We start from the raw sequence: 10,223 nt of genomic DNA on the forward strand, positions 1-10,223 counted from the left end.
CCAGTACGGCATGCTGCTGGGCAAGCAGCAGCATGCCGTACTGGTCCTCGTCATGCATGCGCAGCACTTCGTCGATCAAGCGATGGAGCCGGCTGCGGAACGTTCCAGGCTGCCCGGCCATATAATCGATCAAGCGCGTATAGCTGCCGCAATAATGGGAGAACGCTTCGAGCGCCATCGCCTGCTTGCTTTTAAAATGCTTATAGATGGCGGCATCCGTAACGCCCGCCGCATCCCCGATCTCTTTGACGGAAATGCCGTCGATCCCTTTGGTCGCGAACAGACGCATGGCCGCCTGCAAAATATCCTTTTTTTTGCTATCGATATGTGCTTTCTTCATCATGACCATATTGTAAGTGAACGCTAACCAAAATGCAAGAGCAACGATGGAACAACGACATCGACGGCGAAATTCCACTCGGTAATAAGCAAAAGAGGGCACCGACAGGGCACCCTCTTGAAAAAAATTAATAAGCCAAAGTAAACAGACCGTTGATATGAGTCAAATAACGCATGTTACTTGCTTCCTTCATCAGCGAAGCCGGAAGGCCTTTGAGGCGCGTTTGGTTTCCGCCGACCGTACCGATTGCGTCTTTGCGGCCAAGGCTCGCCAGCGTACCGGAGAATACCGGCGTGAACGTATCCATCGGCGCGTTGTTGAAGTAAGCGAAAATGTTGTGTCCGATCGTTTCGCCCATTTGCCAAGCCAACTGCGCCGTCGGCGGGTAAGGACGTCCTTCGTTACCCATGACGACCGCGCTGTCGCCAGCGAGGAAGATGTCCTTGTGGGACGTGGATTGCAAGCTTTCCGTTACCGTTGCACGGCCGCGGTTGACTTCGATACCGCAGTTGGCCACGACGGAGTTGCCTTGTACGCCGCCGGTCCATACGAGCGTGTTCGTCTCGATGGAGCTGCCGTCCTTCAGGAATACCGTATTCTCCTGCATTTCCGTAATCGCAACGCCGGTCAGGAACTTCACGCCGCGCTTCTCGAGGCTCGTTTGCGCACGTTCGACAAGCTCCTGTGCGAAGCCGGCCAGAATGGACGGACCCGCTTCCACGGTATAAAGGGAAATATCGTTAAAGTCGACGCCTTTGCTGCGGCAAAGCTTAGGCAGCATGTCCGCAAATTCGCCGACAAGCTCGATGCCGGTCAATCCGCCGCCACCGACAACGAACGTCGCGTCGGCTTTGTTTTTCGTACGGCTGTATTCGTCGATGCGTGCTTCCACGTGCGCGCGAAGACGGTTGGCGTCGTTCACGGATTTCAGAACGAAGCTGTGCTCCTGCAGTCCCGGGATACCAAAGAACGCCGTTTCGCTGCCGAGGGCAATAACGAGCACATCGTATTCGTACGTTTTGCCGCTGGCCATGAGAACTTGCTTCTCGTCCGGACGGATGGTCTCGACCGTATCGATGTGAAGATTGACATTTTTGCCGCGCAAAAGCTTTTCCAGTGGCAGCGCTACCGCTTTCTCCGCCAGGTTGCCCGCAGCCAGCCGGTGCAGCTCCGTAATAATCTGATGCGTCGGAAAACGGTTAACGACCGTAATCGTCGCTTCTTCCGCCGTCATGTACTTCCGGGCCGTCAGGGCGCTCAGCAATCCGCCGTAGCCGCCGCCTAATATCAAAATTTGCTTAGCCATCCTGTTCATCCGCTCCTTGATTCAGCTTTCCTTTATTATTAACGCTGCTGCTGTTGGCGCTCAGCCAAGACATCCAAGAATGCCTGAGAAAAACGGAACATCTTTTGTACTTGCGGGTCTTTCAGCATTTTGAGCAAACCGAACAGACCGATCGTTGTGGATTCGTCTTGTGCACGGTCGTTCGCTTCGATTGCCGCGGACGCCAAATTTTTGGCTGTGTCCTGAATCGGCTTCACGAATTCTTCGACGCCGCCTTTGATGTCTTCGATAAATACGCGGTCCGTGGCCACATTTTGCACCAAATCGTACGTTTTGGTGAGGATGGTCACCATTTCCGCCAGCTTCGGCAAATTCTCGACCAACACCGTTAAAGATTCCTGCACCTCGGGCTTCATCAACTGATCAAGCACATCCAAGGATTCCCGGGTGGGCTCGGCTGCAACTACCGCTTGTTGAGTGGATGCTACTGACATTAGAGAACGTCCTCCTTTACTTTGGAATAGAAGTCCGTAATTGTGTCGATACCTGGTCAGGCGATGCAAACATCATGTTTTTCTCGAAAATATAGGAAGCGAGGAGAAGCCCGTTTGGAGGCCTTCCCTCACGCTTGTTACAATTTTCACATTTTCGGGAGCATGAACAGGTCGAAACGGAACCCTATATACTTATAGATTATACCTCCGAAGAGAGAGCCGTGGAAAAACAAATTTCGACATTTGTGAATATTTTGTGACTAACCAACGTTCAATTTCAGGAATGTGTCCATTTGTAGTCAGGAACCGAAAGAACTGGGAAACGAGCGGCTGCGGATTACTTTCGGGGACCGGTGCGGCTTCCTTCAGCCGGCCTATTCTTCTCTCCGAGCTACTTGCTAAAATCGGGCGACCGTGTTATTATCATATTTGTCCCTAACGCGGAGCCGTGGTGTAGAGGCCTAACATGCCTGCCTGTCACGCAGGAGACCGCGGGTTCGAATCCCGTCGGCTCCGCCATTGATTAACTTCATTGCAAGGGATGAGAACCCACTTGGTTCGTCGGAGCGTTCACTTCGATAGCGTTACTTCACAGTCTCGGAGTGAAACGGAGAGCATCTCGTCGTCTCCGCCACTAATATCATTGTTTGCAACATGACATTTATCATACATAAACAACCGGGCAGGGGAGATCCTGCTCTTTTTTGTATACCTGCGAGGTGATTCGATGAGACGCGGACGGTTCGCCCCGACGCCTTCAGGACCGATGCATATCGGCAACGCCTTCACGGCGCTGCTCGCCTGGCTGCAAATGCGGCATGCCTCCGGTACGTTCGTGCTGCGTATCGAGGATATCGACGGGCCTCGTTCCCGCCCGGAATATGCTCAGCTCATCGTAGAAGATTTAATCTGGATGGGACTGGACTGGGACGAAGGTCCGGCCACCGACGGCCCTTACGGCCCTTATCTGCAAAGCCAGCGGCTGGAGCTGTACGAGCAGGCCGTCGAACGCTTGCAGCGCAGAGGACGGCTCTATCCTTGCTATTGCAGCCGGGCCGAGCTGGCCGCCATCGCCAGCGCCCCGCACGGCCTCGCCTCGGAAGGCGCGATTTATCCCGGGCTATGCAAGGCGCTGACCGAGGAGGAACGCAAGCGTAAAGCCCAGTTGAAGCCCCCATCCTTGCGGGTGGCCGTTCCGGAGCGATCCTTCTTCTTCGAGGACGGCACGGCGGGGGTACAGCACGTGCCATCCGGCGCTCTTGGCGATTTTGTCGTCAAACGCGCGGACGGCCAATTCAGCTACCAGCTGGCGGTCGTTGTCGACGATGCCGCCATGGGGATCACCGATGTGCTGCGGGGAGCGGATCTTCTCGATTCGACCCCGAGGCAGCTCGTCCTGTACGAGCTGTTGGAGGCGGCCCCGCCGAGCTTCTGCCACGTCCCGCTGCTCTGTACGCCGAAGGGCGGCAGGCTGTCCAAGCGGAACCGCAGCCTCTCGCTTGCCGCTCTTCGCGCGGCGGGCATTCCGCCGGAACGCTTGATCGGCTACTTGGCTTATGCAGCCGGTCTGCTCGACCGCCCCGAACCGGCAAAAGCGGCCGAGCTGGTCCCGCTTTTCACGCTGGAACGCCTCTCCGGCCAACGAATTGACTTAAGCGAAGAAGCCCTGGCCTTGGGTTAAGCGATAAGAAGCTGTTTACGCGAATCAACAAGCCGCTGTCGTCAGGTTGAGACCAAGCCTGAAACGGGGGCTTTTGCAAAAATACTGAACGGAAAAGGACCGCTTCGCGTCTCCTGCATTGGAGCGGAACGGTCCTTCGTCTTCTCTCTATTTCTTCGTACCGAGATGTTCTTTAATCGCCTGAAGCCCAGCCACCTGCCCGAGGAAGAACGTATCTCCGGCCAGCGTATCGATCGGATATACGCGGTTCTCCTTGACTGCCTTGAGATTGTTCCACACCGGATGATCCTTCCAAATGCTGATCAAGCCGAGCGGATCTTCGGCCTTCATCTCCCTGCGGTTGGCGGCGATAAAAATATGATCGGGCTTGAATTCGCTGAGCGCTTCAATGCCGATCCGCCCCCCGATCTTTCCGTCCTCGGGCAGCCCCGCCACAGGCGTCAAGCCCAGCTCCTCGTAGTAAATCGGGAAGTTCTTGGGATGCATCACCGTAAAATCTTTGCCGTTCGCCACGAGGAACAGCGCCGTTTCGCCCTTGTGGCCGGCCACCGCCGCTTTCGCTTCGCTTTTCAGCTTCTCAAAATCGGCAATCACTTGCTTCGCTTTCTCTTCTTTGCCGACGATTTCGGCGAATTTCATCAGCCTCGACGCCGCATCCAAGGAAAAGTCGACGGCAATCGAAGGGGCCAGCTTATTGAACTCTTCAAAGCTTGCGCCTTTGCCCGTGCTGGTCATGACAATTACCTGCGGGTCCATTTCCAGCAGCGTTTCCCGGTTCGTCTTGCTGCCGAGATCGACCACCTTCATTCCTTCCGCATACTTGGCGAAAATCGGCGACTTGGCTTTCGTTCCTTCGAAGCCTTCCGATACGATGGGAGCTACCCCAAGCACCAGCAGGTAGTCCGTGCCCATGATATCGACGCTGGCCACTCGCTCCGGCTTTTCCTTCAGCTCCAGTTCGCCTTTCACGTGCTTGATCGTACGCGGAAAACCGGCGCTCTGACCGGAACCCGCGGCTTCCGTTCCCGCCGCCGCATTCTGCTGCCCGCTGCAAGCGCTCAGCCCGGCCGAAGCCAAGCAAAGCGCCAGTAACCCGGCTGCAAATCGATGTGTACGCATTCCCCTATCTCCTTTTGTGAAAAACATCCATTATTCAAATCACGCCTTGGCCCGCATTAACAAATAAATAAAATAAGGACCGCCTAATAACGAAATCACCACGCCTGCCGGTATTTCCGTGTTCTCCATAAAGCTCCGGCCGATCGTATCCCCGGCGAGCACAAGCAGCGCGCCGACCGCTGCCGTAATCGGCAGCATGTATTGATGCTGCGGCCCGACCAGCCGCCGCGCCATATGCGGGCCCAGCAGCCCGACGAACCCGATGCCTCCGCCGACGGCCACGCTGGAGGCCGCCAGCCCGACAGCCGCCGCCATTAAGACGAGCCGCTCCCGGTTGACCGAGAGCCCTAACCCGCCTGCAATCTGCTCGTTCATGCTCAACACGTTCATCACTCTCGATTTCCAATACACGTACGGCAGCAGGATGACGATCCAAGGAAGCAGCGCGAGGACGAATTTCCAGTTCGAGCCCCATAGCGACCCCATCTGCCAAGTGACGACAAATTCGAAGTTTCGCGGATTGAGCTGCAGCGTTAAAATGACGCTGACCGCGCTCATCCCGGCCCCCACGGCGATTCCCGTAAGCAGCAGCCTTGTCGGGGATATGCCGCTCTCTTTTTTATACGACAGGATGTAGATGAGAAGAGCGGACAATCCTGCGCCCGCCAAAGCGAGAAAAGGCATCAGAAACGGCGGCGCCACGCTGGTCGCCGGGTAGAACGACACGAACAGCAGGACTGCGAAGCCCGCGCCGGCATTGATGCCGAGAATGCCCGGATCGGACAAGCCGTTGCGCGAAATTCCCTGCAGCACCGCGCCGGACACCGCAAGCCCGGCCCCGATCAGCACGGCAATGATCATGCGCGGCAGGCGCAGATCGAACAAGACGATGTTTTGCTTACGGCTGCCTTCGCCGAGCAGCGTCTGCAATACCTCCAGCGGGGCCATACTGTAGCGTCCCGTATTCATACTAACGACAAACAGCACAAGCAGCAGCGCGCCGAACAACACGATCAGCCGGAGGCTGCGGCGGCCGCGATGCTGCACGAACGTATCCGTACTCACTACAGCTCCCTCCGTTCCTTGCGCGCCAGATATAGAAAGAAAGGAACGCCCAGCACGGCAATAATGGAGCCTAGAGGCGTTTCATAGGGCAAAGCGACCATTTTCGCTCCGATATCGGCAAAGACGACCAGTACTCCGCCCAACACGGCGGAACAAGGGATAATCCACCGGTAATCGACGCCGACCAGAAAGCGGACCATATGCGGAACGATCAGTCCGATAAAACCGACGCCTCCGACCGTAGACACGGATGCCCCGACCAGAACCATCACCACCACGGTGCCGATCCCTTTCACCAGCTTCGTCCGTTGGCCGAGCCCCGCCGCCACGTCTTCGCCCAGGCTCAGAATCGTAATGGACCGGGAGACGGCCAACGCAGCGATCAGTCCGCCTGCGATCCATGGCAGCATCACGGATACCTGAAACCACTCCGCCGTCGAGATGCCGCCGGCCGTCCAGAAGGCGAGGTCGTAATTGATTTGGAACAGCAGCGACAGCGCCTGACTGACGCCCGACAGCAGCGAACCGACGACGGCGCCGGCCAATACGAGACGCAGCGGCGTTAAGCCCCCTCTGGCAAAGAAGGCGATGCTGTACACCAAGCCCGCGCCTAAGCCCGCACCGATGAACGAGAATACGATAATCGCTCCAAAGGGAAGCCACGGAAAGAACGCGAAGACGAGGACGAGTACAAAGCCCGCCCCTGCATTGATGCCCAGCAGTCCGGTGTCGGCAATCGGATTGCGGGTCATCCCCTGCATGATCGCCCCCGCTACGGCGAACGCCGCGCCGACCAGTACCCCGGCAAGCGCGCGGGGCATGCGGAGCGATTGGATAATGACGTGGTGATCGTTGCCCGGATCGTAAGCCACGATCGAATCCCACACCGTTCCGTACGTAATATGGGCCACCCCCGTAACAATCGAGGTGCCGATCCCGAGTAGGATCGCGCATATGCCGACAGCCAGAAGGACGGTGGCCATCCACGGACGGCTGCGGATCGGCGCTTTATCGAGTACCGGCTGGGATAGAGCCATCGGTATGCAGTTCCTCCGTTGCAGTGGATGAGCGAACGACCGTCAGCTTTTTTTCCGCCCGCGTTCTTGGTCTTGCCTCGGGAACGACTTCCGGATAACCGATGTGAAGGAGCCCGACCAATTTTTCCCCCGGCTTGACGCCGACGCTTTTCAGAAATCCCGGGACAAAAGTAAACGGCTCCGTCTTCCAAATCACGCCAAGTCCGCGCTCCCAGGCGGCCAGCTGAAAGTTCTGAATCAAGGCGCACGCCGCCGCGTAATCCTCTTCCCGCTCCCGCTGACGCGGGTCCTCTTGAACCACGACCAGCAGGTGCGCCGGGATATTCATATAGGTCTCCGGCGAACGGCTCTTCACAGCATGGCCCGCAATCGCTTCCCCCAGCGTCCGCTTGCCTTCGTCTACGAATAAAATAAACCGCCACGGCTCCCGAAGCCCATGATTGGGCGCCCATACCGATACGTTGAGCAGCTCGTACAGGAGCTCTTCCGATACGGGGTCCGGCTTGAATTGCTTGATGGATCTTCTCTCTACGATCGTCCGAGCCGTCTGAAATTGTGCAGCCTCCACGAAAGTTGTCCCCCTATCAATGATAGTGATATTCATTCTCACTATAAAATTGTACAGAAAACTCCCCGGATTGAAATAGACGAATCTTCGCAGGGGCCTGTATTTTTCTTCAAAATTCCCGCTTGGCAAACAATTCGACAGCTTCGGCGAGCGCTTTCTCGTGGCCGAGCGCCGAATAGTGCAGCCAAGGATACTCTCCCGCCAGATATACTTTGCCTCTCAACTCACGGATGCAGCCGGCGTCAAAGCCCGGCTCGGTAAAGAGGAGGATATGATCCGCTTCATAATCATTCAGCTTCCCGACGCTGTCGAGCTCCTCGAAAGCGAAGCCGCGGATGCGCGCGGGGGCGTTCAACCGAAGCTCCCGGTATAAGAAATCTCCGACCTTGCGCCGCTGCTCGCCGAATACTCTAACCCGCCCATGCCGCCATATGCGGGCCGCGAGCACCGTCTCATTCCGCAGCGATTGATGGATCCGGTGACGGGCCGCTGCGGCTTTGCGTTCATAAGACCGAATCCAATAGAGCGCGACCTCCTCCATTCCGATAGCCGCCGCCAGCTGCATCAAGTGCTCCCGCCACGATTGCCGTTTGTACGGAATGAGCCGGGTCGGGGCGAGCTCGGACAAGCCGTCGTACCAGACGGCCGCCTTCTCGGAGCCGAGAATCAGATTGGGCTGCCGGGCGCGCAGCGGCGCAAGATCGAGCTCGGCCGCCGGGTCTTCGCTGTGCTCCTCTTTGGACAGGACGACCATACGGTCGCCCGGAATCCCGAGCGCCGTTAATCCCGCCCACAAGAAAGGATTGAGCACGACGATCGTTTGGCGAAGCGACTGCATGTACTCGACCGGGGACACCCCAACCGCACTTTTGAAAATTCGGCTGAAATAATACGCATCGGCATAGCCGACCGCCTTGGATACTTCTTTTATTTTCATGTCGCGGGTTGCCAGCAGCTCGCGGGCTTTCTCGATCCGCTTGGCGGTAATATATTGAAGCGGACTTAGGGAGGTGCTGCGCTTGAAGCTCTGGAAAAAAGACGTCGGCTTCATTCCCCACGCACACGCCAGCTCCTCCACCGGGAACGTGTCGGTATAATGCTCGTCGAAGTAGTCCCGAATGCTGCGGATCACAGCCTGCGAGGCTTCCGGCTCCTTCGCATCCGTGCCCGCCGTCAGGATCGACTGCCACAGCTCGGTCAGGCCTGCCTGAACCCGATGCGCCTCTGCCCCGGAGCCCACGCTCCAGCATTCATACAAGGTCTCCATACACCGGCGGATGATCGGAACGGGAATGCCTTGCACGATCCCTTGAACGGGCAAAGGACACTCCTCAACCGCCCACCGCTGCCCCTGTCTATACGTCTTGGCGGAAGCAAATTCGATGTAGTAAATCGCCAGCCCGCCTCGTACCGCACGAACCGTATACGGATTCCGGCCCGGCTGGCAGACGAACAGGCTGCCGGCTTCCAAGCGAATGCCGGCATCGGAAGCATACAGCTCCCCTTCGCCGCTTATGACAAAGACGAGCCGGTTCGTACCAGGATCCGAATTCATCCGGAGGGTCCAGACCTCGGAGATTTGCTTCATTTGCATATCGACGAAATCGAATGCATAACAATTCCATGCGCCGCGGTCCACCGAGCAGTTTCCCCCTTGATCCTATTCTTGTTATGGTTGTCAGAGCCTTAACATCCCCATTGTATGGGCAAACGCAGGCCCGCGGCAACATGGAATCCTGCTTACTCCTCTTCTCCCGCCGCCAGCCATTGCTCATAGAGGCGGTCGAGCTCTTCCTGCACGGCTTCCCGCTCCGCCCATCGCTCGCTAAGCGAACGGGCATCCGTACCCGCCTCCTGCTCCTGCATGGCGGCATCCAGCGCGGCGAGCCGCTCCTCCGCCTGGATAATGGACCGCTCCAGCGTGTCGCGCTCCCTACTGCGGTCCGCGGCTTTCCCGCGCCCGTTCGTCCTGCCCTGCGACGCGGTCGTACCCACAGGCTTTGCCTTCACGGCCGCGGGAGAGGCGGGCTGAGCCATAGCATTTTCGCCCGAGCTTCCGCGCTGCTTCCGCTTCTCCTGATACTCGTCGAAGCTGCCCAGATAGACGGTGATCCTGCCATTGTCCAGCTCCCAGATGCGCCCGGCCAGCCGGTTGATGAAATACCGGTCGTGCGAGATGGCAAGCACGGTGCCCGGGAACGTCTCCAGCGCTTCCTCCAGCGCTTCGCGCGAGGCGATGTCCAAGTGGTTCGTCGGCTCGTCGAGCAGCAGCAGATTCGGCTTGCGAAGCACCAGCAGCGCCAGCCTCAGCCGCGTCCACTCCCCACCCGACAGCAGGTTGACCGATTTGAACACGTCCGGGCCGTAAAACAAATATTTGGCCAGAATCCCCCGGGCCTCCCCTTCCTCCAGACCGGCTTCGCTGCGAAAATAATCCAGCACCGTTTTCTTCGGCGCATCCGGGTACTCCTGCTGGGCCAAATAGCCGATGTCCACGCGCGCGCCCCATTCGAAGCGCCCCTCGTCGACGGCTTCCTCGCCGAGGATGAGCTTGAACAAGGTTGATTTCCCCGACCCGTTCTTCCCTATAAGCATAACCTTGTCTCCATAAGCCAGCGCTCCGTCGACCGCGTC

General features: G+C 57.8%; 10 protein-coding genes and 1 tRNA gene. 2 read left to right on the forward strand and 9 right to left on the reverse strand.

Annotated features, from left to right (window positions below; translation table 11 throughout):
* From QJ48_RS24650 to QJ48_RS24660, 3 genes are all read right to left on the reverse strand, one after another.
* Nucleotides 1–343 (reverse strand): TetR/AcrR family transcriptional regulator (locus QJ48_RS24650; RefSeq protein ID WP_157261744.1); only part of this gene is annotated, 343 nt, incomplete at its 3' end.
* Between the two features lie 124 nt (nucleotides 344–467).
* Complete coding sequence (locus QJ48_RS24655) at nucleotides 468–1,646, reverse strand: NAD(P)/FAD-dependent oxidoreductase (RefSeq protein ID WP_054976077.1); 1,179 nt, start codon at nucleotides 1,644–1,646, stop codon at nucleotides 468–470.
* Nucleotides 1,647–1,684: 38 nt separating this feature from the next.
* Entirely contained in the window at nucleotides 1,685–2,119 is a 435-nt protein-coding gene (locus tag QJ48_RS24660; protein ID WP_054976078.1) for a DUF1641 domain-containing protein, read from the reverse strand.
* A gap of 442 nt (nucleotides 2,120–2,561) precedes the next feature.
* On the opposite strand from QJ48_RS24660, the gene QJ48_RS24665 reads away from it, so the two are divergent.
* A tRNA-Asp gene (locus QJ48_RS24665) sits at nucleotides 2,562–2,638 on the forward strand.
* Nucleotides 2,639–2,846: 208 nt separating this feature from the next.
* The gene (gluQRS, locus tag QJ48_RS24670; RefSeq protein ID WP_054976079.1) at nucleotides 2,847–3,800 is read left to right on the forward strand and encodes a tRNA glutamyl-Q(34) synthetase GluQRS; all 954 of its coding nucleotides are present in this window, start codon (nucleotides 2,847–2,849) and stop codon (nucleotides 3,798–3,800) included.
* A 147-nt stretch (nucleotides 3,801–3,947) separates the two neighbouring features.
* On the opposite strand, the gene QJ48_RS24675 is transcribed toward gluQRS, so the two are convergent.
* From QJ48_RS24675 to QJ48_RS24700, 6 genes are all read right to left on the reverse strand, one after another.
* Nucleotides 3,948–4,919: an ABC transporter substrate-binding protein gene (locus QJ48_RS24675; RefSeq protein WP_054976080.1), complete on the reverse strand. Its 972-nt coding sequence runs from the start codon at nucleotides 4,917–4,919 to the stop codon at nucleotides 3,948–3,950.
* A gap of 39 nt (nucleotides 4,920–4,958) precedes the next feature.
* Complete coding sequence (locus QJ48_RS24680; protein WP_237763044.1) at nucleotides 4,959–5,966, reverse strand: iron ABC transporter permease; 1,008 nt, start codon at nucleotides 5,964–5,966, stop codon at nucleotides 4,959–4,961.
* A gap of 17 nt (nucleotides 5,967–5,983) precedes the next feature.
* Entirely contained in the window at nucleotides 5,984–7,021 is a 1,038-nt protein-coding gene (locus QJ48_RS24685) for an iron ABC transporter permease (RefSeq protein ID WP_054976082.1), read from the reverse strand.
* Complete coding sequence (locus tag QJ48_RS24690; protein WP_054976083.1) at nucleotides 6,993–7,589, reverse strand: nitroreductase; 597 nt, start codon at nucleotides 7,587–7,589, stop codon at nucleotides 6,993–6,995. The genes QJ48_RS24685 and QJ48_RS24690 overlap by 29 nt, the downstream gene beginning before the upstream one ends.
* 109 nt (nucleotides 7,590–7,698) lie before the next feature.
* The gene (locus QJ48_RS24695; protein ID WP_054976084.1) at nucleotides 7,699–9,228 is read right to left on the reverse strand and encodes a helix-turn-helix domain-containing protein; all 1,530 of its coding nucleotides are present in this window, start codon (nucleotides 9,226–9,228) and stop codon (nucleotides 7,699–7,701) included.
* A 101-nt stretch (nucleotides 9,229–9,329) separates the two neighbouring features.
* On the reverse strand, nucleotides 9,330–10,223 hold an 894-nt coding region (locus tag QJ48_RS24700), incomplete at its 5' end, for an ATP-binding cassette domain-containing protein (protein WP_157261745.1).

This window comes from Paenibacillus sp. A3 (genome assembly GCF_001399685.1).
Lineage (GTDB): Bacteria > Bacillota > Bacilli > Paenibacillales > NBRC-103111 > Paenibacillus_G.

Coding starts and splice junctions, on each gene's coding strand:
- QJ48_RS24660 (WP_054976078.1), bottom strand. CDS start 2,119: ATGTCAGTAGCATCCACTCAACAAGCGGTAGTTGCAGCCGAGCCCACC.
- QJ48_RS24655 (WP_054976077.1), bottom strand. CDS start 1,646: ATGGCTAAGCAAATTTTGATATTAGGCGGCGGCTACGGCGGATTGCTG.
- gluQRS (WP_054976079.1), top strand. CDS start 2,847: ATGAGACGCGGACGGTTCGCCCCGACGCCTTCAGGACCGATGCATATC.
- QJ48_RS24685 (WP_054976082.1), bottom strand. CDS start 7,021: ATGGCTCTATCCCAGCCGGTACTCGATAAAGCGCCGATCCGCAGCCGT.
- QJ48_RS24675 (WP_054976080.1), bottom strand. CDS start 4,919: ATGCGTACACATCGATTTGCAGCCGGGTTACTGGCGCTTTGCTTGGCT.